This window comes from Nocardioides xinjiangensis, assembly GCF_017916455.1.
Classification (GTDB): Bacteria; Actinomycetota; Actinomycetes; order Propionibacteriales; family Nocardioidaceae; genus Nocardioides; species Nocardioides xinjiangensis.
In genome coordinates this window covers 1,318,964-1,344,548 of sequence record NZ_JAFMSY010000001.1, presented here as the reverse complement: position 1 = coordinate 1,344,548, position 25,585 = coordinate 1,318,964, and the positions used below count along the sequence as shown (strand labels likewise).

Here is a 25,585-nt window from a genome sequence, read left to right as displayed (position 1 = left end):
CTTGGAGCTGGTCTTGGAGCTGGTCTTGGAGCTCATGGGTAACCCGTCCTTCTGGGGTAGGGGATAAGAGGACGGGTGGAACCGTTCGTAGGGCGGGGGGTCGGGCAATCGCTGCACCCGGCTTGCGTCACCGTGGAGTTGTGGCGCTTTCACGCGTACCTGTGTCGACGCCAGAAAGCGTGCGCCGGCGGTTGGCCCAGGTGATGCAGTTGTTGAGCAGTGCGCCGGCGAGGAAGTCGATCTCCTGCGCTGCCATGAGCAGGCTGGCGGCGCGCCCGTGGTGGGGCAGGCTCTGCTGGTACCACTCGTTGAAGGACTCGGAGTCGTTGCGTCTGGAGTAGATGTCGCTGAAGGGGCGCGGGGTCTCGAAGTGGTCGGTCGTTCCCTGCGGGGCGTTGTACCAGGCGGCGATGTCGTCGGCGCGCGACAGGGGCCTGAGGCGCCATCCGACGGGGTCCTTCGGCGCCCGGTTCTTGGGGTTGCTGTCGGGCTTGTGCCGGACGCCGACCGGGGTCCAGGTGTGGAGGTACTCGGTGTCGCCGTGGATGCAGGCGATGGGGTAGCGGTTGCGAGTGCCCCACCGGTCGTCGTCGCTCTTGAACGGCGTGCTGCTCGCGCAGCGCAGGACCCGGACCTTGCGGAGCTGGTCGTCGTTGTCTGGGTGCTCCTCGACCTCGAACAGGCCGCCGTCGTCGACGGCGATGCGGTGCACGCACTCGCCGTCGGTTCCCTGGTGCACGACCGGGTTGAGCTCGCGAGTCCAGCCGCGGACGAGGTCGAAGTTGCGGTTGCTGGTGGGGTAGAGGCACAGCCCGAGCGGCAGGCGCTCGTGGTAGCGGAGCATGTCCGCGAGCAGGTCGCGGCGAAGCAGGTGCAGGGTGTCGGTGCTGCTGGCCACGTCGTACTCGGCCGCGCGCCGGGCAACCGCGTCGCGCAGGTCGCTGTCGGTGATCCGCTCCGACGCCGGCTGCTCGGACGTCGCGCCGACGGCCTTTCCGATCACCTGGATGCGCTGGTTCGCCATGAGGGAGTCCACGTGCCAGCCGGTGATGGCGCGGTCGTAGACGAGGGAGTGGATGCCGTCGCCGGCAATCTCGTGCAGGCTCTCGATGAGCTCCATCGCCGCCCACGCCTCCCCGCCCAGTGCTACCGCGGTGCCCAGGGTGACGCGCCCGCTCGTCGTCCGGGTGTGCATCGCCACCATGTTCAGTCCGTCGGGGACCTGCCCCTGCTTGCCGTCCTCGTCGAACGCGCTGGCGAAGCGCTGGATGCGTGCCATCGCCGGGTGCTTGGCGCGGCTACCGAGGACCGTGACCTCACCGGTCGCGGGATGCACGACCTCTCGGACGTCGGAGTACTTGGCGATCACGGTCCCGTAGACGACGTGCGACTCCAGAGGGTCGGCCCAGTTCGGCTCCTGGCCGGTGCGCAGGTTGCCCAGCATCCTCGCCTGCCCAATGGCCAGGCCACGGAACGTCCTCTGCAGGTCTTCCATCTGGTCGGGGGCCACGGCGAGCTGGTCGCGGAAGTAGACCACCTGATCGCGGGTCGGCGCCACAGGGGGAAGCCGCAGCCCGGAGCGCTGCTCGAACGCCTCGACGCAGCGCTCCCACAGGGCGTTGTCGTCGTGGAGCAAGGCGAGCGCCGAGGTCAGCGATCCGGTGCTGCGACCGGCGGCGATGACGGCGAGGAGCGCCAGCGGTGGGTAGCCGCCTTGCGTCCGCGGCGCTGAGCCGGCGTCGATTCGGAGTTGCAGTCGGAGTCAGCCGTGGGGGTGGACGTGATGTCACCCGAGGCGTCGGACTCGGCGGGAAGGGACTCGCTGGGAAGGGACTCGGCGGGAAGGAACACGTTCCGGAGCTCGTGGAGCCCGATGAATCCGAACAGGGCCACGATCTGGTCGCCGGGGGTCATCTTCGATCCACCGGTCGAGGTGTTGCGACTTCGCACAAAGGGGTTGATGGGCATGGGTGGTCTCTCCGTACTCGGTTCTGGTCCGGCGCTGATGCGCCGGTTCTGGCAACCGAGGAAGGTCTGGTGCCCAGAGAGCTGCGCAGTCGCTGCACCCCTCATCTCGAAGTTCGTTTCGCGCTACCCGTTCTGGAAGCCGGCCGCCGGCGTTCCGGCACGGCTCAGAGGCTGGCCGTCAGGGGACGCTGCGCCTTAGCGTCAGAGGTGGAGAGAAGCGATGTCCCCCTCAGATCCGCAAGCACCGAACAGCCACCAGGCCGGCGGCGCAGACGAGCTCGCCCAGCGCGGCAACGGGGTCCCCGAGAAGGCGGTCGCCGCGGACCTCGAACCGTCTGGGGGTGCCGACGGGCCGCGGCCGGGCCGCGGCGTCATCCCTGCGATCGTCGCCGCCGTGGTCGCCCATTGGGCAGCCTCCGGAGAGGTCTCGGAGCAGACCCTGACCCGGTGCGGCGAGACCGCCACCCGTTTCGCGCGCAGGCTGGATGCGCAGGGGGTCACCGCGCCGGCCGACATCACCACCCTTCACTGTCGCGGATTCGTCGACGCCCGCACCGTGAAGAGACGAGCGCCCGAGCTGGCCACCCGTCATGCCCGTCGCACCGCCCTGCGCATGCTGTTCCGCACCCTGCGCCCCTCGCCGCGGGACGCCCCTCCCTTTCTGGCGCACGCACGAACGCGCGACGACTTTGAGGACGTGGCCGTGATGGCCTACCGGGAACCGATTGCTGTCTTCACTCGCGAAGCTCTCGACCGTTCCGCCCTCGTTCGCGTTCGTGACTTCATCTCCTCCATGCCCGCCCCCGAGGGCGTGGCCGATGTCTTGATCGCCCATCTGCTGGCCGCCCAGTCGGACCTCGAGGCTCAGGACGTCTTCGACGATCTCAGCGCCTGCCTGGCTGACTCCCCACGCCTCGAGGACATCTGGTCGGCGCTCATCTCTGTCATCGCGGCCCATCGAGCGCGCCTAGTCAGCACCGACCCCGATCACGACGACGAGGAGCTTCTCAAGAGGTGTGGGCCGATTGCCTGGTTCGTCCCGCTTGAGTGGGCCCTTCTCACGCTCATGTTCAACCACGCCGCAGGAACCTTCTACTGGGATCAGCCCATCGACATTCGGGCTCTGACGACCACGGCTGCCCTCGCCACTACGGTCACCGACGCGGTCGGTGACTTTGGCGCCGTCAGCGATCTGCTGCTCTACGCGCGGTGGCTACCGCCTGGAAGGGAGTCGCGGGACTCCACGACCCGCCGGGCCGGCGCCTATCCCGACCTACACATTGGCAAAGTATCGGTCGGGATCGGTCCGCAACCCGCGTGCGAGTGCAATGGTGGACGTAGGTCAGCCCGAGGACATGTCCGGGAGTTGCTGCCGCCGGGTGGCCTCCTGCGCGCGAATTGCCATGTCAACCTGGGCCAGCCGGTAGAAGCGCGTCAGTCCGTCCGATCCCACGGTGAATGCCAAGCGGCCCCGGCGAGCGCGCTGGTGGACTGCGGTGACGCCGACCTTGAGATGGGCCGCCACAGCCTTGGCATCGACCCAGTCGTGCTCTTCGTCCGGCGGCTGCGGTAGCGGCGCCTGGCGAGGCGGGGTCGGCAGCGCGCGCAGAAGTGCTTGCTCGTCTCTGGCGGCACGCAGTTCGAGGATCGCCTGCCGCGACAGGCTGGGGCGTGTTCGGCGCGAGGTCAGGTCTCCGCGACGGATCATTTTCGGCACGGCTGAGTAGTGAACGCCCAAGAGGTGAGCGGCCTCTTCGATGGTCACCCACTCGTCAGCCCAATCTGACATGCGTGGCACGTTACCGGTCGCGCGACACCAACCGACTGGCTCTCCACGACCACCGTCCGGCTCATGAGGTCAGGCTTCGCCGAGGGGGCGGAGTTGCATCACAAGACCGAACACGTGCTCGATGCCAGGTTGGTGCGGCGCCTGGTACGTCTCGATGTCACCTGCTGCCATCGGGTCCATCCGTGACGCCACGACTAACGGGGTTGAGGGTCCACGTCCCGCACCGGACATGGCCACGCTCAATAAGGCGCCCGAAGTCTCGCTGGGCCGTGCTGGCCACTTGCGCCGGACTCCGAAAAGGTCGATTGCGCAGCGGCAGGCACCGCCGACGGTCGCCGCTGTCAGCTGTGACGCCACGGCTGGGGGAATCTTGACAACTCAAGAGTGGAACAAGTCAGGCAAACCCGAGCGGCTCCACGAGACGGGCCGGGGTGTCGCCCAACCCGAGTCCGGTCAGATCGGAGGTGAACCACACCGCACTCGAAGACGGCACCCGCCCCGGCCCGAATGCCGCCAGCCCAAGTCCAACGAGGAACGCACAGGACATCTCAGCGGAAGCCCCTCGCGCCTGTCGAGAAGCAGTCATACACAGGTTCGGCGTTGTTTGCTTGCCAACCTTTACGGTGCAGCGATGAACCGGGCTGTGAACTCACGCCAAGTCGAGGTGCTCCGTTGGATCGCCGAGGGGTGTCCGAACCGGGCTTGGCCCGACGAGTCGCACAAGCACTCGGCGCGTGCACTTGCCGCTCGTGGGCTTGCGCGCGTAACGCGCAGGGACGGTAGATGGACAGCGTCGATCACCGAGGCGGGCGCACACTTCCTCGACCATGGGACGTTTCCAGACGAGCCGCGGGACCCAGAGGCGAACATGCCGGCGCGAGCGCGCCGCCGCCTCTCTGCAAGCACGCCAGACCTAGCAGCCGAACCGAGACAGCCTCACCCGATCGCGGATGCCACTCCCCTAAGCCTCCCGCCCCGACGGACGCCCAGCGGCTCTACTTGCGCCTGCTCGTGGCGGGTGGCCGTATGGAGGTCGCCGACGCAGGAGTTGGCCGGGCCGCCCGCGACCTACTCGAGTCAGGGCTCGCGCCTTCCGGTCGAGTGCTCCGCACACGACGTAGGGGCTGGCACCACCAGCTTCTCTACCTCGCCGACGACCCGCGGGCGGTCGTTGCGGCACGTCCCGTCCCCGTTCCGACGAGACTCACGAAACCTCATCCGGTGGCGCGTGACTATCGCGTCGATCGTGACCACCACGAGGTGTCGAATTCGCATGTGACCCGTGCTGTACGGATTGTGCATGCGCTCGCCACAACGCTCGAGGAGCTCGGCCTTGAGCTGGTCCTTGACACGAGGCACGCGCCCGACGGCCAGTTCCGCGCCCGAGTCGGCGACTGGAGTGTTCCGGTGCGCCTCTCGGAGAAGTCGGCACCCGGTGGAGCTCCAACCCCGCATTACACAACTGGGCGGTTCAAGACGCTGCCTGCTTGGCAGGCACGCCGCCAGAAGCAGTTCATCTCCACCGGCAACCTCACCTTGCAGGTCGGAGGAGCCTACGGTCTCCGCGCGGGCCGCCAGCTCCGATTCAGTGACACCCGAAACCACCGGTTGGAGGAGGTCGTGTCTGGGGTCGTGCGCGAGATCGAGATGCGCCTGCTGGAACACCAGCAGGAACAACAAGAACGCGAAGTTGACGCGCGTGAGCAGCAACAACGCTGGACAAAGGCTGTGGAGGACGCCGCGATCCGCGCCACCCGGGCCTACCGCGCAGACGTACTCACGCAGCGTGCCCGATCCTGGCGAGAGTGGCGGAACACAGCCGCCTACATCCATGAGGTCGAACGGCATCTCGCGGGGCGCCCCGAGCAAGAACGAGCTGCGGCAATCGAGTGGATCGAGTGGTCGCGACGGCATCTCGCACGCACCGACCCCATGCGCGACGTGCATGCCGTACCTGTCACGCCCGCCCTCACGCAGGAGTTCCTGGCCCCCCACCTCCAGAACTGGGTCGGTCCCTTCGGACGTTTCCCGGCGTAATCGGTGCGCCGCCCTTGATCAGGCTTCGCGGAGCAGCGCGGTCAACTCCGACGAGCTCAGGCGCTGATCCGGCTCCGCTCTTCCCTCCACCAGGCCAAGTCCTTCGGCGGCCAGCATGGTCCTGGGGTCACGGCGATCGTCTGGGTCGCCCCACTTGAATGCTTCGGCTACTCGTCCGTCGTTGGTGAGGACGCGGTGGGCGTTAGCGCACTGCCCGCAGTTCATGATGTGGGCGCCCAGCGGTTGAGGGGCCGTACCCACGACGTCTGCAAGGTCGCCGTAGGTGGTCCACCTGCCCTCGGGCAGCTCTTCCAGGATTGCGTGGAGCCCGGACCAGTCGAAGGCTGCCTTCTTTACCTCGCTGGCCGGACGGCTGCCGCGGTAGGCGGCGCGCACATCTGCGAGCCTCCGGCCGTCTTGAAGACGCCAGAAGTGCCACCCGTTAGTGATGCCGCCCTTGACGTGTTTGCCGGCACCCGAAGGCGTGGCGAAGGTCTTGCCGTCGATGTCGAGCGTCCCGTCGGCGCGGACGACAGCTTCGGTGGATGTCCACTGGCCGGCGCGCGGGATGAGCCGGTCGCCGGCCTGGAGCAGGCCGGCACCAACGAGGTGCTTCAGCTCCACCCACGACATCTGATCCTTCTGCCCAGCGTCTTGAACCGCGCCGGTGTGGCCAGCGGGAACAGGCCAGGTGGTGAGAAGCGCATCGATCATCGCCTGTGAGCGGGCGTCGACTTGCTCTTCGTCCCAGGTCTCACTTGCGGGGTCTTGGAAAAGGCGGTTCATCAAGAACACGTCGTGCTGAGCGACCTTGGCCCGTTTGAGGTCCCACGGACCGTTGGAGACGGCGGCGTTGAGGCCGCGGGTGAGCAGGGTGAGGTTGCCGAGGCGGTGCACGTGGGCGCCCCGCTGCAGCTCTTCCTCCAGGCCGTGGACGGGCCAGTGGGTGTCCCACTTCTGTGGCAGCACATGCTCGATGTGGTACCCCCGTCGCGGAACCGGTGGGTAGTCGTACTTTCCCCGCAGGTGGTCCTCGACCGTCTCCAGCAGCATCCGGAGTCGCGCTCTGGGGAAGCGTCGGTACGCATTCTCCGTGGCCAGGTTGCTGCGGACCTCGTCGTCTCCAGGCCAGTAGCTGCTGGCCGAGGCGAGGCCGGTCAGGTGTGCCACCGTGCGTTCGTCGAGCTCGTCTGGTGGTGCGGTGCGGTGCGTGCGAATGATCTCCGCGACGATGCGGCCCAAGTCAGCGGACGGGAGCCGGAGCATGAGCCGGCGCATGACCCAGCTCTCGGTCGCGGCGATCACCTGGTGGGCGGTGGCTTCGGGAATGTCGAGCTCCGGGTCGTGCAGCCAGATCAAGATCGGCTTGAGCAGCTCGATCCCAGCGGCCTGCATCCGGTAGACCGCCATCTGAGCCGGCGTCAGGGCCCGGTCCGGGTCGGCTGCGGCGAGAGTCCACTCCTCGTACAGATCGGCCTGCTGTTTGATGACGGCGAGCAGCTCGCTCATCTTCTGCCCGGCCTGATGATCGGCGTAGTGCTTGAACCGGGTAAAGGTCGTGCGCGGGCTCACCTCCTCGCCCGTACGCGAACCCAGCCACTGGTTGAGGAACAGCGAGCTGCGGGAGATGTTGTACCGACCGACGCTGACCTCGGTCTCCCAGAACTTCGACTCGAACGGCCAGTCCTCGGCGTAGGCGCGCCGGGTGTCTACGCCTTCGGCATCGAGGCGCTGGAAGACGAAGTTCTTCACCAGGTCCGCGGCGGTGAGCGGCGTTCCTCGTGCGTTGAGAGTCTCGAAGATCTCCTGCGAGTTCTCCTGTGCTTGGAGATCGATCACCACCAGCTGGAGGTGCCGGGTGAGGACCTGCACCAACGTGGTCGCACGTGAGACCACTCCGGATTCGTCTGGTGCCTCGCCCAGCCAGGTCGCGACCGTGTCGGTGAAGAACCGGTGGGCGCGAACGAGCAGCGCTCCGGAATGCTTCAGTGTGTCGTGGTCGATGGGCGGTTCTGCGTTCATCACCTCGTCGAAGGCAGCCTGATCCCGGTTGGTGTGGCGCAGCTTCAACCGGACGGCGTCACCGGTGACGTAGAGCTCCAGATTGTGCGTGAGCACCTCGAGCTGCCCGGACAGTGTGTCGAAGCCGTGTTCGTCGAGCACCGACCCAGCGGCGTCCATCAACAGCTGCAGGGTGGTTAGGCGCTGCTGTCCGTCGATGACGTTCCGCGACGGGAGATTGCCCGTGGGGTTGTCTTGCGCTTGCAGCACCACAGCACCGAGGAAGTGAGTCGCCGGCGCGTACGGGTCCGCGAGCCGCAACTCCGCGAGACGGCGTACGTCCTGCCACAAGGGCAGCCACTGTTCGGTCTCGTCCCACACGTAGGGCCGCTGAAAGAGCGGCACCACTAGGTGCTGCGGCAGGTTGAACACATCCAATGGCGTACGAACGTTCGTCTCCACCAATGCTCCCCGTCTCTGATTGGTCTTTCCGATGGTATGAGCACGAACCCGCGGACGGCGGCTTTTGACAGGCGGTCATCGTTCGGCGCCCGCGCTGCTCCTATGCGACCGCGGTGGGTAGCGCGCGTGTCCAGCAAGCACGCACATGCCGCAATACGCGACGAGGCGAATCGGCTAGGCGTGAGGCTGGTGTGGTCGCGCTAGGGCGCCAAGGTCAGACCGCGCCGATTCGCCAACAGTCTCGCGTCCTTCCTGTTCACAGGGCGCTCCAGGCTGTTGATGACCGCGTGCTCGGTCTCCGGGGTCCAGAAGATGCTGAGACGTTCTCGCGCGCGGGTGATAGCCGTGTAGAAGATGCTGTGCGAGATGTCGTCTCCGTTGGCGTCTGTGATGACGATCTTCACTGAGTCGTATTCGAGGCCCTGCGCCTTGTGAATCGAGACCGCGTAGGCAACTTGGAAGGGCACGGACCCGGTCCAACTGTCGTCATCGTCGTCACCGTTGCCGATCTCGTACACGTCGAACTGCACCGTTGCGTCGCCGACGTACCTCAGGTTCACGCCGTCAACGTCCATGGCTGTCACGGGCCGATCGATTGAGACGTCGAATCGTATGCGGCCCGGCGTCACGTCGATCTTCTCGATCCTGCCCTTCAAGTTGTTGTAGATCAGGGGGGCGAAGCGGTTCGTTTCGTTGAAGAGCACGGGATCGCCGACTTTGTACACAGTCGCACCCCACACCGTGGCAGCACCGGGGTTGCTGCTCTGCAGGAAGCGGTTGACGTTGTTGATGCCGTACAGGCCGTCGTAGTTGAGACACAGGACGATCTCGTCGTCGCGCTGAGCGGTGAAGAGACTCTGATCGAGGACGGTGGAGTAGCCGTTCCGTGCCAGCGTCTCGGAGATGTCGTCCTTCAACTCGCGCACCGTGGACCACAAGTCGAGGAGGTCGTCGTTCTTGGTGCGGTAGGGCGTGGTCAGCTCGAACGCTGCCGTGTCAGGGACGAATGAGCGAGCGAGGCCGAACCAGTTCCCGAACTGGATCGACTCGATCTGGTAGACGTCGCCAACCAAGACAAGCAACTTGAACTTGGTTCGCCGAAGCACTGCAAGCAAGTCGGCGTTGCTCACCGTGCTGCACTCGTCGATCACGAGGACGTCGTAGACGGTGGAGTCGTTGCGATTGGCCTGGCTCCGAACCGTCCGGAAGGTTGAGTTCTGCGCCTTGACTCGACGTTCGAGGTTGTCTACGGCCGGGTGGGTGTGCGCGAGGAAGAGCTTGTTGTTGCTGTTGAAGTACGAAGCGATGAGGCTGACCATAGTCGACTTTCCGGTGCCTGCCGCGCCGTAGATCAACGCCACCTGCGAGTCAGCGAACAAGTCCTTTAGGGCATCGACCTTGACTGGGTCGTCGGGTGCCGGGGTCGTCTGCGCCAGCCCCTGCTCGGTTGCCGTGCGGTAACCGGGGACGCCGGCTCCGGCGCGGCTTTGAAGCTCCTGGATGATCTCGACCGTGCCGTCTTCGTAGTCGCGCATGAAGACGTGGCCCATGTCTTTTATCATGGTGCGGCCGGTGTGCTTGTAGTACAGCTTGGAGTTGTAGGCCCGCACGAGCTCGTCGACGTCACCCATGTCTTGCAGGTCAGCGATTGACGTGTAGAGAATGCCGCGGCTTTCGACGTTGGTCTTGACTCGTCGAGCAAGCAGTTCGTGGACTCGGTCGGTTGTGTCGATGCTTTCCGCGAGATCCGCAAAGCGTGGGTTGTGGCCGAACAGTGAGGTGCAGAACGGCATCGTGTCAAAGGGGATGCAGCCCCATTCGAGGTGCAGGCCCGAGAGTCGACCGCATGGCTCGGTTGCGTACTGCCACTTGATGATCTGATTGTTCATCCGGAGGAGTAGGTAACGCAATACGTTCGCTCCGGGACCCTTGCGTTGGATTATCGCTCGCGTCCGGTCCAGGATCGGGAAAATCTGAGGACGCTGCGAGGATTGGGTCACCCATGCTGTGAGGTGTGCGTACTGCTCGTCAGACATGTCCACGACGTCGAGCAGCGTGGAGGCAGAACTAGTCAGGTACTCCATGAGTCGCCGGTACTCGGAGCTAGTAGTGGACACCTTCATCTTGTGGTCGAAGATGCGCGCGAAGTTGTCGAACTCGCACGGTCGGATCGACACCTCCCACTCACGGATGATGGTCACCGGCATCGTTTCGCCGAGCACGTCGATGGAATCGCTCTCCAACGTGAGATTGGCGGAGTACTGGCCCGTGATGTCGATGTCCGTGAAGCCGATGATCCGGTCGTGCTTTGGGACGCGGTTCGCGGCGTTGTAGAAGGTGACCTCGTAGTAGATGCGGCCTGCGGAGTAGAAGGGTCGTACGGCGTGGATGTAGTACCGAGACTTTCGTGCGTTCGTCAGTGAGCGTGTGCGCGCGGCCGCGATTCGGGCAGCGATCTTGTCGTGGAATTCACGCAGGGACGGGTCCAGATCAACCGGGAAGTCTTCGAGGTTCGGCAGGATCGCCATGCCCAGCTCGTTGCTCGCCAGGTCACGGATCCGGTGAAGGTAGCTGTAGTACTTCAGCATCAGTCGTTCGGACGGATCGCCACCCATGGTGTAGTGCGAGGCACTGATCTGAATGAGCTTGTGAAGCCTCGAAAGAAAGTTCAGCCGTCCGTGGGAGCCAACGTGCGAGATGGCCGCTCCGACTAGTGCGTAGTCGAACGTGATGTCGCCGCGACCGGCCTGAGCGCGGACCGCGACTCCTTCGACGAGGTTTCGCATCTGGCTGAGGATGTTCTGTGCCATGAGGGCTCGGTCATGGCGAAGCGCAGCAATGTTTTGTGAAATTGCGCCCGCCGCGCTCGTGATCTGCTCGTCAACCGTGCTCATGGTTCCCCCGTAAATTTCTCACATTGCGTAGCAGCGCCTTGCCGCACAGGACGACGCGCGAACTACAGGCCGCTTGCCTTGGCGCCGAGTCTCGCGTCGCCCCGGAAGCGACGTGGCTGATGGTGACGGTCTCCACGGACATTTCTTCTGCCCGCCCGAATCGCAAGAGATGTTAGGTGCGTCGGCTCACCGTTGTCCGCCGAACGCACCAGTCAATCGAAGAGGACCGGACGCCAGACGTCACGTTTTCCTACTGCTATTCGATCATCCAGACTTGTCGACAACCGGTGAGCCCGCGGCCGCTCTGCGATTGCGGTGTGACAGCCCTTGGGGTCGAGACGTACGGACATGCCGATGAGCGACCGGCTCCGCTTCCTCCCGGCCCGATCGACGAAGCCGCCGCGTCGATTAGAGTTACGGCCCGTGGGGGGCGTCGACACGTATCGTGGCATCGCCTACCAGCACGCGCAGGCCGTCCTGTCCGCGCTCGACGTCCTGGAGAGCGACGAGTTCTCGGCAATTAGGGTCGAGGGCGCCGATGACGTCATCGACATCGAATTGCTTGACACAAAAGGTCGGGTCGCCATCGGAAAGCAGGCCAAGGTCCGGGCCGACGAGTACACGTGGGCCAAAGCCGACCTGGTCGGGCTGCTCCGTCGGTGGGCGGCGGTCGACGCCCCAGACGGTGCCACATTCCAGTTTGTAACAGACGGGCGCCTCGGGCCCTCCGGCGAACAAGTCCGCGATGCCCTGGCAGAGGCCGCGTCGGGCTGCCGAGACTCGCTCGCCGCTCTACTGGGGGAGGAGGCCGACGGCGCCACCGTGCGCAGGGCTGCCCGTGCCACCGTCGTCCAAGACCCCGGCGGCACGGGCGCACTGCTCGCACGGGCGGACCGGCAGGTGATGGCGCTGCTCCCGTCTGCCAGGTCGGCGACCGACGCGATGGAGCAGGCAAGATCCGCCGTGGACGCGCTGTTGCGGCTCCTGCTGGACCGCGCCTGCCGGCCGGACGCAGCGGACCGCGTGGTGTCGCGGGACGAGATCTGCTGTGCGTTGGGAATCCCGCCGAGTTCGACGGCGGTCCGGCCATGGGCCGGCGACGTACGCGACCGGTACCTCGCCGCGATCGCCGCTGAGGCCCCGGCAGCGGCCGTCCCGGCCAGGCTCAAGCCCGAGGCGGACCAGTTGGCGGTGGGCGTCGACGCGCTGCTGGCCGATGGGGTCATGCCGGCGGCCGTGGCCGGGCCGACCGGCGCCGGCAAGTCGACCGCGGCCCGCGAGCTCAGGACCGCGGCGGCTACGCAAGGCCGCGTCGTCGTCGTGGCGCACGCGGAGACCTACATTCCCGGCCGCGTCGACGCACTCGTCGCCGAGGCCGTCTCCGACGTCCTGCGCCGTGAGATCCCGACGCTGACCGGCCGCCAAATCCTTGCGGACAACGGCACCGCCGTCGTTATCGACGGCGTCTCCGAGGTCCCCGAGCCGGTCCGGGCCGCCCTCGCAGAGGATCTACGGGCGCCCGTTGCGGCCGGGCGCGGGGCGCGCCTCATCCTGCTCGGGCGTGACCTCGCCGCCGTCCGCTCGGTTCTGCCGGCGTCGTCCGCGCCGTCCCTGTTCCGCATGGAACCGTTCGGGCGCGAGCGCCGAGAGGCCCTCGCGGAGGCCGCCGTCGACACCAGTGCTGACAACGGCGCGGCCCGGGTCGTCCTGGCGCGGGCGGAAAGGGCCCTTGGCGACGCCGCGGGAAACCCGATGCTCCTCGAAATGACGCTCGGCCTGATCGCGTCGGGGGTGCCGTTTGAGGATCGCGCGGCGGTGTACAGCGCGTTCCTCGACCAGCTCGCGATCAAGACAGGCGCCGACGGGCTCGGCGTAGCGACCGTCGTGCTCGGAGCGTGCTTCGCCCGGCTCCTCGACGACGGCCGCCGCTATGCCGATCCTTACACGTGGCGCCGTCTCGTGGTCGAGGCAGTGCGGGACCAATCTACCGTCATCGGGCCTATCGAAGCGGCCGTGATTGACGAGGCGGCCCGCAGATCCGGCCTGATCGTACGGCTTGGCCAGTCGGAGACGGTCGCGGCGGTCCACGACTCATTCGCGGACTACCTCGCGGGGCTGGCGCTCGCCCGTGGAGCGGTGCCGTTCCCCGCTGACGTCAAGCCGGGCGACCAGGAGCGCCTGCTGTTCGCGGCGCAGATCGGCGGGATCGATCGGGCTTTCGCCGAAGCCGTCGCGTCGCGGCTCCCATTCACCCTACCTAGGCTCGCCCCCCTCGACCAGCGCGGCTTCGGCGACGGCTCCGCCGAAGAGGTGTCGGCGGTCCTGCGAACTGTCCTCCCGCCCGGCGCACCCGCTGGGGCGGACCTTTGGCGCCACCCCGACGGCCGGGTGGTCGCGTTCCCCCGCTCCGACGCTGGCGCGTGGTTGACGGATGACGACGCCCGCGGAGCGATGGCCTCGCGGCCTTGGGTGGTAGGAACGGGCGGACCAGTCGACGTCGCGGTCCGGCTCTGGCGTCAGTGGCTCGTCGCCGTTCTGCGAGGCTCGGGCGGGGCGGGCCTGCCGCGCCCTAGGTCGGCGGAGGAGGCCCGCGACGCCGTGGCGTCGCACGCAGCTGATGTTGCCGCCGAGATCGAGAGGCTCGTCGGCGCGGCAGTACCTGCCGGGCACCGCGCCGCCGTCGCGGCCGAGATCGGACCTAAGGGCCTCACCGGACAGCTCCTTCCCGCACCCGATAGTCTGCGACGCGACGGCTTTGATTGGACCGTGGCCTACACGCGGACCGAGGGCATCGACGTCAGCGTCTCCGACGGGCCTTCGGTGGGCGACGTGCACCTCTCGCGCGGGACGCTTGACTCGATGATCGGTGTCCCAGCGTCGGCGGAGGCCGCGAAACGGGTCAGCAAGGCGATCGACAGGATGGCCGGGGGGCGGTGGCTGTGACCGTGGCTTCGGGCGGCGAGGCCGCCCTCTGGGAGGCGGTGGCAAGGCAGGCGTCGGTCTGGGCGGACCTGCCGGTGATCCGCCGCTTCGCCGCGCAGCTGCCCCGCAACGCGTCCCAGCGGTCGCTCGGACTCCCGGGCCTGCTCCAACACGTCACCGCCAGCGGGGGCGAGGTTGCCGGCCGGCCGTTGCGGTCGGGCACGAACGTGCCCCAAATGCTTTCCATCGTCGGCGACGGCGTTCCATCGGTCGACCAAGGCGTCCTCCACCAGTGGCTCGAGGACGCGTCCTACGTGGAGGGGGTCCACCGCGTCACGATCGCGTGGCTGCGGTCACGGCTGCCCAGATACCCGCAGCTCCCCGCCCCGCAGCTAGGGCGGGGAACGCCCCTGACGACCGACGAGTTCACGTATCGGCTCCCGTGGACACGGGAAGAACTTGCGGCCGGATTTCAGTTCCAGGACCCGCCTACCAAGCCGCTGCAGGTTCTCGGCGCCACGGAGCAGCAGGCCGCGCGTGCGGGCGAGGCGGCGCGGCAGCTCGCGCTCGCGCTGGCAGGGACGGCGCAGTGGCAGCGGCTCCACGCGGCCGACGCCGCGCTTTCGCCGGACGACCGCGCCGAGCTCATAGCGGCGCGGAAGGCGATTGCCGACGCACTGAAGTCGGCCGTCGTAGACGCCCATGAGCCCGACCTCGCCATTCCGCGGGATGCCTACCGGCAGCAGGTCGTCGCCGACGCCGTGGGGGCGCTCACCGGGCCGGCGAGTGATTACGCGGACTCGTTCGACGCAGCCGACCGGCTCATCGAACTCGCAGCCAGCGACGTGTTCGGCCAGCTCGCCGTCTATGGTGCCGTCGGCCTGACCGGCGTCACCGATCTCGCCGCCCACGGGGAAGAGCCGGGCACTGTGGAGTTCACCGTCGAGGACACGGTTCATCTCGACCCTGGGAGCATCGTCTGGCTGGACGACCCGCTCCTCCCGGACGCCGTGCACCTAACACGTCTCGGCTTCACCTTCGACCAAGCCGAAGGCATGCGGGTCAGGGGTGTGGGACGTCCGCTGGTCGGAACGGCGACCGTGTGGTCCCGACCCGCCCCGTGACGGCTCCTCAATCAACCGACAAGTGTGGCGGCGACACGCTGCCTGGCTCGGCCCAATGTCCGCTCATGCCGCAATGAGCGCGTTCCGAATTCAACAACCTGGTTCGCACAGTTCGTTCACCTTGAGGTCGGTGCAACTGTCGGCGGCCCCGAGGTACCGTCGCAAGTATGACCACGTCAGTTCCAATCTTTGACTTGGAGCTGTCCCCGATGGCGCGGCAGATCGGGGTGACGTACCTGCACGATGTCTACCTGGACGCGGGCCAAGAACTTGCTGTTGACGACCTCGTCCGGGTACGTGACGAGGGCGGGCATCTGTGGGACGCGGCGGTGACGGCCGTCGAGGAGGCGCGGCTCCGTCGGAAGTACCGGCTGAGCATCGAGCGGGCGGACGGCGCACGGAGTTAGTCGTCTACTTCATGAGGTTGTTGACTGCACCCGTACGCCGCGGGCTCACCTTGGGCCAGAGAGCCGAGTGTCGTTCCGACACTGAGGTCCGAGCGTTCCATTCATCGAGTGCCCGGGGGCCAGCCTTCTCTGCAACTAGCAGGTCAGAACTAATCCCCTGACCCCCCAGAGGCCCGTGGCGCGGGCACGTCGCGCCTGGGCCGATCATCTCAGAGGCGCGAGCCGCGCCGTGCGCACGGGCGCCGCCTGGAGCCCTAGCGTGGTCCCATGACGACGCTCGTGGAGATCTGCCTGGAGGACGTCGGGGGAGCGGCCCTCGCCGCGGCCGCGGGCGCGGACGGGCTGGAGGTGTGCGCCGGCCTCGCGGACGGCGGCACGACCCCGACGCTCGGGTTCGTCCGCCACTGCGCCGATGCTGCTCCCGGACTCGCGGTCCGTGTGCTCGTCCGCGCGCGGCCCGGCGACTTCGTGCACTCCCCGCAGGAGGTCGACGTGATGGTCGCCGACATCGAGGCCACCCGGGCCGTGATCGGCGACGCGGCCGCCCTCGGCTTCGTGGTCGGCACGCTCGAGCCGGACGGCGCCGTCGCCGTGGACGCCGTACGCCGACTCGTCGCCGCGTGCGGGGACGCCCCGGTGACCTTCCACAAGGCCTTCGACTCCGTGCCCGACAAGGCATCGGGGCTGGCGCTGCTCGCAGACCTGGGCGTCTCGCGGGTGCTGACATCGGGTGGCCCGGGCCCCGCGCTCGAGCACCTCCCGGAGCTGGCGGACCTCGTGCGGCGCGGCGGCGACGACGTGCGCATCGCGGTCGGCGGCGGCGTACGTCCGGCCAACGTGGCGCGCATCGTCGACGCCACGGGTGCCCGCGAGGTCCACCTGCGCGCACCCGGGACCGTCACCCCCGCAGGGGTGTCCGCGGGCTACGACGACGGCCGGCGCAGCGTGACCAGCGCGGCGGTGCTGGCGGACGTCATGGCGGCGCTGGGCCGCTGACCAGGTCGCCCACCAGGTCGCCCACCAGGTCGCCCACCGGGTCCCGCTCAGCCGGCCGTGTCGCCGGGGAACAGGACGGCGTGGGCGAGCGGGTCCACGTCTGACACGTCGTCGAGCGGGAACATCGGCCGGCGGATCCGGCGGTGCCCGAGCCGCGCGAGGTCCTGGTCGACGCCGCCGGGGGTGAGGGCGAGCATCCAGTCGGCCGCCATGTCGAAGAGCTCCGGCTCGAGGTAGCCGATCTTGACCACCACGATGTCGGCGCGGCGGGGGTCGAGGCCGAGCCGCGTGAAGTCGGACTCGAGGTGGTAGGGACGGCGCCTGCGCGTCACGACGACGTCGACCGCCGGCGTGCGAACCACGACCTCGAGGTTGTCGTCGGTGGGGACCACGGCGACGACCTCGCCCGACACCTCCAGCGGTGGAGCCGGTCGCGCGTCGACCCGGGCGCCGACGGTGAGGCGGACGTCGGCCCCGATGCCGGCCTCCGCCGCGGCGAGCGCGCCGGCGGCGTCGGGGATCGAGGCGTAGATCGCCCGCTTGCCGCTCGCGGCCAGCTCTTCGCTGGCGAGGAGCTCGGCGAGCGTCCACGTCACGTCGCCGGCACCGCCGGCGGTGGGGTTGTCGCCCGAGTCGGAGATGAAGTACGGCCCCGTCGGGGCGGCGAGCGCCGCGCGCAGCACCTGCGGCAGCGTGCCGGTCGGCGCGACGAAGCCGAACTCCTCGCGCCGCTCCCACAGCTCGCCCGCGAGCCCGGTGGCCTCGGCCATCGCGCGCTCCGCGTCGTCGCCGACGACCATCACGACCGCGCCGTTGCGGGGCTCGTCGGCCCACGGGTAGCCGATCCAGATGCCCGCGTCGAGGACGCCGTCGAGCGACTCGATGCGCGGCACCCGGGCGTACAGGCTGCTCGCCGGCTCCTGGCGCGTGCTGGTCATCTCCCCGGGCAGCAGGATCGGCAGCGGCACCCACGCCTTGGCGGGTCGCCGGGCGCCGGGCGGCAGCGCGAGCCGCTCGAGCAGGTTGCGGGCCGCACGCTCCTTGGTCTCCTGCCAGTCCACGTGCGGGGCTGTCCGGTAGGTCGTCAGCAGGTCCACGGTCTCCGCGAGCGTGCGGGACACGTTGCCGTGCAGGTCCATGCCCGTGCTGATGAGGCAGTCGGGCCCGACGACCGCGCGGACGGCCACGGCGAGATCGCCCTCCATGTCGTCGAGCCCGACCACGCTCGCGGCGCCGTGGACGTCGAGGACGAGGCCGTCGAGCGGCGCCTCGGCCACAGTGGCGACCAGGCCGGCGAGGATCTCGGCCTTGAGCGTCGCGTAGTCGTCGGCGGGGATGGCGCCCCCGGCGATGCTGCGCGCCTGGAGGATGCCGATCCACTCCGCCCGGTCGAAGAGCGCGCCGCCCTCGCCCCAGAAGTCCCAGGCGTCGAGGACGTCCCGCCCCCGGCGCGGCGCGAGCATCGCGGCCGTGGTGAGGGCCGGCGAGAACGTCGACGCCTCCAGGCTGATGCCGCACACGGCGACGCGTGGAGGGGCCGGACGGCGGGCGTCGGTGGTCACGTTCCCGGATGGTGTCAGGCGGCTCCGGGAGGTCCCTCGGCAGCCCCGTGGGGTGAGAGTTCACCACGACGTGGCTCGCGAGCGGTGACGTGGGCCGATTTGTTGGTAGTGTCTGTCCTGCAACAGGTGCAAGTTCCAGCAGGTCGACGCCCGCGGAGTTTGTGATCCAACGGCGTTTGTTCTTCGGGCCCTGCCAGCTCGTGAGTCGCAAGCGGCGTGTCACCGCATCTGGTGCGGGTCGCCGAGGTGGCGACTCCCGCCCCGACAAAGGAGTAACGAGCATCATGGCTCAGGGCACCGTCAAGTGGTTCAACGCCGAGAAGGGTTTCGGCTTCATCGCACAGGAGGACGGCGGCGACGACGTCTTCGTGCACTACTCGGCCATCCAGACCAACGGCTACAAGTCGCTGGACGAGAACCAGAAGGTCGAGTTCGACGTCACGCAGGGTCCCAAGGGCCCGCAGGCGGAGAACGTCCGTCCGCTCTGATCGGCTGACGATGGACCTGTTCAAGGTCTGACCGCAACCTGGCCCCTCCCCGTAACGGGGTGGGGCCAGGTTCGTTTTCGGGGCAGGTGACTCGTTCGGGTCATTCCGTCCGGCCGGGGCGTCCGTCAGACTTGATCCGAGCACCTACAGTCGAAGGTGGGAGTGAAGGGAGGGTGACGTGCACGACCAGTTCGACGTGACCCTCGAGGACGGCGACCTCCTCGGCGAGGTCGAGCTCACCACCACCCTGATCATCGCGGCCAGCGAGTCCGAGGACCACCTCTCCCAGGAGGAGATCGACCGGCTGCTCGGGGTCACCCCGAGGAAGCCGCAGGACTGACCGCGTCGCGGCTCAGCAGGTCGCGAAGAGCACCGGACCGCTGGTGAGGTCCGAGAGGACGTAGCTGCCCGCGACCGGCCTGAGGTCGAGCACGACCTCACGCCCCTCCGCCCCCGCCGCCTCCACCGAGAAGCGGTCGGTGAAGTCGCCACCCTGTCCGGGAGCCGGTCCCGACGCCAGGGCCGCACGCGCCTCCGCGTCGCGCGGGGCGTCGTCGGCGTCCTCCACCTGCAGCACCGCCCGCACGTCGCCGCCGGGCAGCACGCCCATCGCGAACCCCGTGAGCGGGTGGACCTCGCCCGCCGCCGCGAGCAGCCCGTCGGCCTCGGCGCGCGCCGCGTCGTCGGCCTGCGCCATGGCCAGGTGCTCGCAGGCGTACGCCCCGTCGTACGCCGCCGCGGCCAGCGGCTCCTCCAGCCGCGCCACGACCTCCGCGAGCCCGTCGGCGCCGTCCGCCTCACCGGCGACCACCCGCAGCACCTGCTCGAGGTGGGGCGCCTGGTCCGACGCCAGCACGACGCCCTCGTCGGCCAGCAGCGCGAGGTGCTGCAGCTCGGGCGTGAGCATCGGGCCCACGCCCGACAGCACGTCGGGTCCGCCCTCCCACACGCCGCCCGGGTCGTCGGGCGGCGACCAGCCGTGGGAGGCCAGCAGGTCCGCCACGCGGTCCAGGTCGACGTCGTCGCCGACGCCCATCACCGCCACCGCACCTGACCCGGACTGCGCCAGGAGCTCCCAGGAGACCGTGGCGGGGGAGAAGCCGAGCTCGTCCTGCATCACCCCGGCCGACGTCGCGAGGGCGGACATCGAGGACAGGTCCTCCTCGAAGGCCTCCGCGAGGAAGGCCTCCACCTCCTCGGCCGAGGAGCGGGCGTCGAGGTCGGCGCCGAGCTCGGCGCGCACTCCCGCCCAGTCCGTCCAGGAGAAGCGCGTGGCGTCCGCCGGCACGAGCGCCATGGCACGAGCCAGCGGCGTCTCCGGGCTCACGAGGCGCCAGGCGGCGAGGGCCCCGACGGCCGCCGCGACGACCGCCACGACGGTTGCGATGACAAGGGTGGCGCGGGGCACGACACGATGTGGCACGGCGCTCCTCGCGGTCCGGGGGTCGGTGTGACACTACTTCCATGGAGCCCCGCGACGTGCGCGCTGCCGGTGCCGTGGTGACGCGCGGTGACGACGTCCTGCTCGTCCACCGGCCCAAGTACGACGACTGGTCCTTTCCCAAGGGCAAGGTCGACGCCGGCGAGCACGTGCTCGCCGCCGCGGTGCGCGAGGTGGCCGAGGAGACCGGGCTCCACGTCCGCCTCGGCCCGGCGCTGTCGCAGCAGCGCTACCGGCTGGCCACCGGCAGGTGGAAGACGGTCGACTACTGGACCGCGCGCGTGGTCGGCAGCGACGACGTGGGCGGCTACCAGCCCAACGACGAGATCGACGCGGTCGAGTGGGTGGACCGGAAGGCCGCGGTCAGCCGGCTGACGTACGCCCACGACCGGGCGACCCTCGCCGAGGCCCGACCCCTGCGCCGGAGGACCCGTGCCCTGGTGGTGCTCCGCCACGCCAAGGCACGCTCACGCGGGTCGTGGACGCGAGACGACCGGTTGCGCCCCCTGCTGCCCATCGGCGAGGCGCAGGCGCAGCGGCTGGTGCCACTGCTCGCGGCCTTCGACGTGACCGTCGCCCACACGTCCTCGAGCACGCGCTGCGTGCAGACGGTGACGCCGTACGCCGACGCCACCGGGTGGCCGGTCAAGCTCCACGACGAGCTGAGCGAGCAGGACGCCTCGGTCGACGCCGTCGTCGACCTCGTGGACGGCCTGCTCGACAGCGGCGAAGGGACCGTGCTGTGCACCCACCGGCCCGTGCTGCCGACCGTGCTCGACGCGCTGCAGGTGCCCGACGTCAAGCTCGAGCCGGCCGCGATGCTGGTGGTGCACCACCGCAAGGGCCGGGTCGTGGCCACCGAGGTGCACCGTCCCTGAGCGTCGGCGCCTATTGCGTGGCGCCGCGCCCGTCAAGGCCTGACGGGCGAGTTCATGTGATCGCCGTCTCACGCACGGATGCGCGACGCCAACCGGCCTGATCGAGTTCATCGGCCGTTCACCGACGGCGCGGTGGTCGTTCTCCTGGCCTGCCTACCGTCACCGGCGTCAGCACTCATCAGACTCACGAGACTCATCAGGAGCACCCGAAGTGAAGCGCACTTCCTACCGCAAGCTGCTGGCCCCCAGCGTGGCCGTGCTTGCCCTCTCGATCTCCCTGACCGCCTGCGGTGGCGGCAACTCGGCCGATGAGGCCGCGGCCGACACCGGGGACACGGGCTCCTCGGAGTCGAGCGGCGACTACGCCGACCTGTCCGGCGAGCTCGCCATCGGCGGCGCCTCCTCGCAGGAGTCCGCGCAGAACGCCTGGATGGTCGGCTTCGGCGAGGTGGCGCCCGGCGTGACGGTCTCCTACGACCCGGTGGGCTCCGGCGGCGGTCGCGAGAACTTCATCTCCGGCGGCTTCCCGACGGCCGGCACCGACTCCTACCTCGACGACGAGGAGGGCGAGCTCACCGCGGCGACCGAGACGTGCGGCTCCGAGCCCATCACCATCCCCAACTACGTCTCGCCGATCGCGGTGATCTACAACCTCGAGGGCGTCGACGAGCTGAACCTCTCGCCCGAGACGCTCGCCGGCATCTTCGCCGGTGAGATCACCAGCTGGAACGACGAGGCCATCGTCGCCGACAACCCGGACGCCGAGCTGCCGGACGAGGACATCACCCCGGTCCACCGCTCCGACGAGTCGGGCACCACCGGCAACTTCACCAACTACCTCTCGACCGTCGCCGGCGACACCTGGACCTACGGCGAGGTCGAGCAGTGGCCCAACGAGGCCGGCGGCGAGGGCGGCAAGAGCACCTCCGGCGTCGTGCAGGTCGTCACCGACGCCCCCAACACCATCGGCTACGCCGACGCCAGCCAGGCGGGCGGCCTCGGCCAGGCCAACATCGGCGTGGGCGAGGAGTTCGTGGCGCCGAGCCCGGAGGCGGCCGCGAAGATCTTCGAGGTCTCCCCCCGCGTGGACGAGGGCTCGGAGGTCAACATGGCCTACGACCTCGACTACACGACCGAGGAGGCGGGGGTCTACCCGATCGTCCTCACGTCCTACATGATCGCCTGCCAGACCTACGACGACGAGGCGACCGCCGCGAACGTCAAGGGCTACCTCTCCTACATCCTCAGCGACGAGGGCCAGGAGATCGGCTCGTCCGAGGCGGGCTCCGCCCCGCTGACCGACACGGTCATCAGCGAGGCGCAGTCCATCGTCGAGACCATCTCGGCCGGCTGAGCACCGACCAGCACAGCGGCGGGGGTCGGGCCGATCAGGCCCGGCCCCTGCCGACACGTCGTCACCCGGCAGCCGCCACAGGAGGAGAAGAGTGACCACCGCGATCCAGGAGCCCCTCCAGGAACCACAGGAACGGGCCCGGACCACCCGCGTGGGGGACGCGGTCTTCAGCCGCACCGCGCTCGGTGCCGCGCTGCTCGTCGTCGGCATGCTCGCCGGAGTCGCCGTCTTCCTGGTGGCGCAGGGCCTGCCTGCCCTGGAGGCCTCGGGCGAGCAGGCGTACGGCAAGCCCAGTGTGTGGTCCCTCGTCGGGCCGCTCCTCTTCGGCACCGTGCTGTCCTCGGTGCTGGCCTTGGTCATCGTGACGCCGCTCGCGATCGGCCTGGCCCTCGTGATCTCGCTCTACGCCCCCCGCCGGGTCGCCAAGCCCGTGGGGTACCTCGTCGACCTGCTGGCGGCCGTGCCGTCCGTCGTGTTCGGCCTGTGGGGCATCGCTGTGCTGGCGCCGCGGCTGGTGCCGGTCTACGAATGGCTGAACAGCTGGTTCGGGTGGATCCCGCTCTTCGGGGGGCCGGTGTCGAGCTCGGGGCGCACGCTGCTGACCGCGTCGGTCGTGCTGGCGCTGATGGCGCTGCCGATCGTGACCGCGATCCTGCGCGAGATCTTCGCCCAGACGCCGACGATGCACGAGGAGGCCGCCCTCGCCCTCGGCGCGACCCGCTGGGAGATGATCCGGATGGCCGTGCTGCCCTACGCGCGCTCCGGCATCGTCGCCGCGCTGCTGCTCGGCCTGGGCCGCGCCCTCGGTGAGACCATGGCGGTCGCGATGGTGCTCTCGGCCACCGGCGCCATCGTCAGCTTCGACGTGATCTCGTCGGCGAACTCGAACACCATCGCCGCCAGCATCGCCAACAACTACGCCAACGCGGCCGGCCTCAAGATCAACGTGCTGATCTTCGCCGGCCTGGCCCTCTTCGTCCTCACATTCGTGGTCAACTTCCTGGGTCGCTACATCGCGACCCGCGGGCAGGTGAAGGCATGAGCACCGTCATCGACACCGACACCCAGCCGGTCGACCGGCTCGAGCCCCTCACCGGCGGCACGCTGCCGCGCATCGCCCCGGTCCTCGTCGGCGTGTGCTCGGTGGCGCTGGGTGTGCTGGCCTGGCTCCTCGGGCTCGGCGTCGGCGGCGCGGTGGTCGTCGCCTGGCTGGCGTACCTGGTCGGCATCACCGGCTGGACCCGCGCCGTCGAGGGCTCCCGACAGTCCACCGACACGCTGGTGAAGACCCTCATGTGGACCGCGTTCGCCGTGGCGATGGTGCCGCTGGTGAGCCTGGTGTGGACCGTGGTCGCCCGCGGCGCACCCGTGCTGACCCCGCAGTTCCTCAACGACGACATGAGCGGGCGGGCCCTGCTCGGGGTCGGCGGCGGCATCTACCACGCGATCATGGGCACGATCATGATCACGCTGATCGCGGCCGTCATCGCGGTGCCGATCGGCCTCTTCACCGCGATCTACCTCGTCGAGTACGGCAAGAACAACCGCCTCGCCAAGGTCATCACCTTCCTCGTCGACGTGATGACCGGCATCCCGTCGATCGTCGCCGGACTGTTCGCCATCGCCCTCTTCATCGTCATCACCGGCGACCCGCTGCCCCGGGTCGGCATCGGCGGCGCCATCGCGCTGTCCCTGCTCATGCTGCCGACGGTGATCCGGTCGGTGGAGGAGATGCTCAAGCTGGTGCCCGACGACCTGCGCGAGGCGTCGTACGCCCTCGGCGTGCCGCGGTGGCGCACCATCGTGAAGGTGGTCCTCCCGACCGCGGTCGCGGGCATCGTCACCGGCGTCACCCTGGCGATCGCGCGCGTCGCCGGCGAGACCGCACCGCTGCTCCTCATCCTCGGCACGGCTCGGGTCGCGAACTGGAACCCGTTCGAGGGCCCCGTGCAGACCCTGCCCGTCTACATCTTCCAGTCCCTCGGGCAGACCACCCACTTCAAGTACGGCGAGATCTGGACCGACCGGGTCTGGGGCGCCGCCCTCTTCCTCATCATCATCGTCATGTCGCTCAACCTCGTCGCGAGGATCGTCGGCAAGGCGTTCGCCCCCAAGACCGGCCGCTGAGCGCCCGCTCGACCGAGCCCCCTCAAGGAGTCACCCCCACCATGGCCAAGAGCATCGACGTCTCCGACCTCGACATCTACTACGGAGACTTCCTCGCCGTGCAGGGAGTCAACCTGCACATCAAGGCGCGCTCCGTGACCGCCTTCATCGGCCCCTCGGGCTGCGGGAAGTCCACCGTGCTGCGCTCGCTCAACCGCATGCACGAGGTCATCCCGGGCGCCCGCGTCGAGGGGAAGGTGACCGTCGACGGGCAGTCGCTCTACGACGCCGCCGTCGACCCGGTCGCCGTACGCCGCCAGATCGGCATGGTCTTCCAGCGCCCGAACCCGTTCCCGACGATGTCGATCTACGAGAACGTGCTCGCCGGCAACCGCCTCAACTCCAAGAAGATGAAGAAGTCCGAGGCCGACGACGTCGTCGAGCGCTCGCTCAAGGGCGCGAACCTCTGGAACGAGGTGAAGGACCGCCTCGACAAGCCCGGGATGGGACTGTCGGGCGGGCAGCAGCAGCGCCTCTGCATCGCCCGCGCGATCGCCGTGAAGCCGCAGGTGCTGCTGATGGACGAGCCGTGCTCGGCCCTCGACCCGATCTCCACCTCGGCGATCGAGGACCTCATCCACGAGCTGAAGTCCGACTACACGATCGTCATCGTCACCCACAACATGCAGCAGGCCGCCCGGGTCTCCGACGAGACCGGCTTCTTCAACCTCAAGGCGGCGGGCCAGCCCGGACACCTCGTGGAGTTCAACTCCACGCAGAAGATGTTCGCCAACCCCGACAACGAGGCGACCGAGGCCTACATCTCCGGCCGCTTCGGCTGAGCCGACAGCCCCGGCGCGGCCGGGGCTCGCGGTTCGTCCCCCGGGCCGGGGGTCGCGGTCCGTCCCCCAGGCCGGGACTTGCGTCATGCGGACCGGCGCCTATGGGTTCGGCTTCGTATGACGCTGGCGGTCCTGGGGCGGTTCGTTTCCCTGGGCCGGGGCTTGCGTCATGCGGGCTGGCGCCTATGGGTTCGGCTTCGTATGACGCTGGCGGCTCGCCTCCGACGGGTCGGCGCGCAAAACCTCCACAGGGCACCGTTCCGCGGGACGATCACCAGGGCGGCGATCGCCCGCGTGCGGCGGACACGCGCCAG

The 25,585-nt window shown here is 68.7% G+C and carries 19 protein-coding genes; 13 read left to right on the top strand and 6 right to left on the bottom strand.

The features are described 5' to 3' along the window. Positions 1-127: 127 nt before the first annotated feature. Positions 128-1,636, bottom strand: coding sequence for a hypothetical protein (locus J3P38_RS06380; protein ID WP_210503024.1), 1,509 nt, complete (start codon positions 1,634-1,636; stop codon positions 128-130). A 14-nt stretch (positions 1,637-1,650) separates the two neighbouring features. Continuing rightward, entirely contained in the window at positions 1,651-1,968 is a 318-nt protein-coding gene (locus tag J3P38_RS06375) for a hypothetical protein (RefSeq protein WP_210503023.1), read from the bottom strand. Between the two features lie 220 nt (positions 1,969-2,188). Here J3P38_RS06375 and J3P38_RS06370 point away from each other — a divergent pair, with 220 nt between their 5' ends. Together J3P38_RS06370 and J3P38_RS06365 are read left to right on the top strand one after the other, a co-directional pair. Next, positions 2,189-3,541, top strand: coding sequence for a hypothetical protein (locus J3P38_RS06370; RefSeq protein WP_210503022.1), 1,353 nt, complete (start codon positions 2,189-2,191; stop codon positions 3,539-3,541). 1,437 nt (positions 3,542-4,978) lie between these two features. Then, complete coding sequence (locus J3P38_RS06365; protein WP_210503021.1) at positions 4,979-5,794, top strand: hypothetical protein; 816 nt, start codon at positions 4,979-4,981, stop codon at positions 5,792-5,794. 18 nt (positions 5,795-5,812) lie between these two features. On the opposite strand, the gene J3P38_RS06360 is transcribed toward J3P38_RS06365, so the two are convergent. Further along, positions 5,813-8,257: a GmrSD restriction endonuclease domain-containing protein gene (locus J3P38_RS06360; protein WP_210503020.1), complete on the bottom strand. Its 2,445-nt coding sequence runs from the start codon at positions 8,255-8,257 to the stop codon at positions 5,813-5,815. Positions 8,258-8,457: 200 nt separating this feature from the next. Next, positions 8,458-11,151 carry an ATP-dependent DNA helicase gene (locus tag J3P38_RS06355; RefSeq protein WP_210503019.1) on the bottom strand — a complete coding sequence of 898 codons (2,694 nt, stop codon included), beginning with the start codon at positions 11,149-11,151 and terminating at the stop codon, positions 8,458-8,460. A gap of 423 nt (positions 11,152-11,574) precedes the next feature. Here J3P38_RS06355 and J3P38_RS06350 point away from each other — a divergent pair, with 423 nt between their 5' ends. The 4 genes from J3P38_RS06350 to J3P38_RS06335 all read left to right on the top strand — a co-directional run bounded on the left by J3P38_RS06350 (position 11,575) and on the right by J3P38_RS06335 (position 16,600). After that, the gene (locus tag J3P38_RS06350; protein WP_210503018.1) at positions 11,575-14,094 is read left to right on the top strand and encodes an NACHT domain-containing protein; all 2,520 of its coding nucleotides are present in this window, start codon (positions 11,575-11,577) and stop codon (positions 14,092-14,094) included. After that, positions 14,085-15,197 (top strand): hypothetical protein, encoded by a 1,113-nt coding sequence (locus J3P38_RS06345; protein WP_210503017.1) that lies wholly within the window; start codon positions 14,085-14,087, stop codon positions 15,195-15,197. The genes J3P38_RS06350 and J3P38_RS06345 overlap by 10 nt, the downstream gene beginning before the upstream one ends. A 209-nt stretch (positions 15,198-15,406) precedes the next feature. After that, a complete protein-coding gene (locus J3P38_RS06340) occupies positions 15,407-15,604 on the top strand; it encodes a hypothetical protein (protein WP_210503016.1) in 198 nt (65 codons plus the stop codon). A gap of 267 nt (positions 15,605-15,871) precedes the next feature. Then, positions 15,872-16,600 carry a copper homeostasis protein CutC gene (locus J3P38_RS06335; protein ID WP_210503015.1) on the top strand — a complete coding sequence of 243 codons (729 nt, stop codon included), beginning with the start codon at positions 15,872-15,874 and terminating at the stop codon, positions 16,598-16,600. 47 nt (positions 16,601-16,647) lie between these two features. Here J3P38_RS06335 and J3P38_RS06330 read toward each other — a convergent pair whose 3' ends face one another. Then, positions 16,648-18,162, bottom strand: coding sequence for a M81 family metallopeptidase (locus J3P38_RS06330; RefSeq protein ID WP_307807748.1), 1,515 nt, complete (start codon positions 18,160-18,162; stop codon positions 16,648-16,650). 284 nt (positions 18,163-18,446) lie between these two features. On the opposite strand from J3P38_RS06330, the gene J3P38_RS06325 reads away from it, so the two are divergent. Both J3P38_RS06325 and J3P38_RS06320 read left to right on the top strand, forming a co-directional pair. Continuing rightward, positions 18,447-18,650, top strand: coding sequence for a cold-shock protein (locus tag J3P38_RS06325; RefSeq protein ID WP_045548871.1), 204 nt, complete (start codon positions 18,447-18,449; stop codon positions 18,648-18,650). A gap of 178 nt (positions 18,651-18,828) precedes the next feature. Further along, positions 18,829-18,990: a hypothetical protein gene (locus tag J3P38_RS06320; protein WP_165356104.1), complete on the top strand. Its 162-nt coding sequence runs from the start codon at positions 18,829-18,831 to the stop codon at positions 18,988-18,990. A gap of 12 nt (positions 18,991-19,002) precedes the next feature. Here J3P38_RS06320 and J3P38_RS06315 read toward each other — a convergent pair whose 3' ends face one another. Further along, positions 19,003-20,073, bottom strand: a complete 1,071-nt coding sequence (locus J3P38_RS06315; RefSeq protein ID WP_210503014.1) for a hypothetical protein — start codon at positions 20,071-20,073, stop codon at positions 19,003-19,005. Positions 20,074-20,114: 41 nt separating this feature from the next. On the opposite strand from J3P38_RS06315, the gene J3P38_RS06310 reads away from it, so the two are divergent. From J3P38_RS06310 to pstB, 5 genes are all read left to right on the top strand, one after another. Beyond that, a complete protein-coding gene (locus J3P38_RS06310; protein ID WP_210503013.1) occupies positions 20,115-20,969 on the top strand; it encodes an NUDIX hydrolase in 855 nt (284 codons plus the stop codon). Positions 20,970-21,180: 211 nt separating this feature from the next. Continuing rightward, positions 21,181-22,323, top strand: coding sequence for a phosphate ABC transporter substrate-binding protein PstS (locus J3P38_RS06305; RefSeq protein WP_210503012.1), 1,143 nt, complete (start codon positions 21,181-21,183; stop codon positions 22,321-22,323). A 91-nt stretch (positions 22,324-22,414) separates the two neighbouring features. Further along, complete coding sequence (pstC, locus tag J3P38_RS06300) at positions 22,415-23,365, top strand: phosphate ABC transporter permease subunit PstC (protein ID WP_307807747.1); 951 nt, start codon at positions 22,415-22,417, stop codon at positions 23,363-23,365. Continuing rightward, positions 23,362-24,450 (top strand): phosphate ABC transporter permease PstA, encoded by a 1,089-nt coding sequence (pstA, locus tag J3P38_RS06295; protein ID WP_210438978.1) that lies wholly within the window; start codon positions 23,362-23,364, stop codon positions 24,448-24,450. The genes pstC and pstA overlap by 4 nt, the downstream gene beginning before the upstream one ends. A gap of 41 nt (positions 24,451-24,491) precedes the next feature. After that, complete coding sequence (pstB, locus tag J3P38_RS06290; RefSeq protein WP_210503011.1) at positions 24,492-25,271, top strand: phosphate ABC transporter ATP-binding protein PstB; 780 nt, start codon at positions 24,492-24,494, stop codon at positions 25,269-25,271. Positions 25,272-25,585 lie beyond the last annotated feature (314 nt).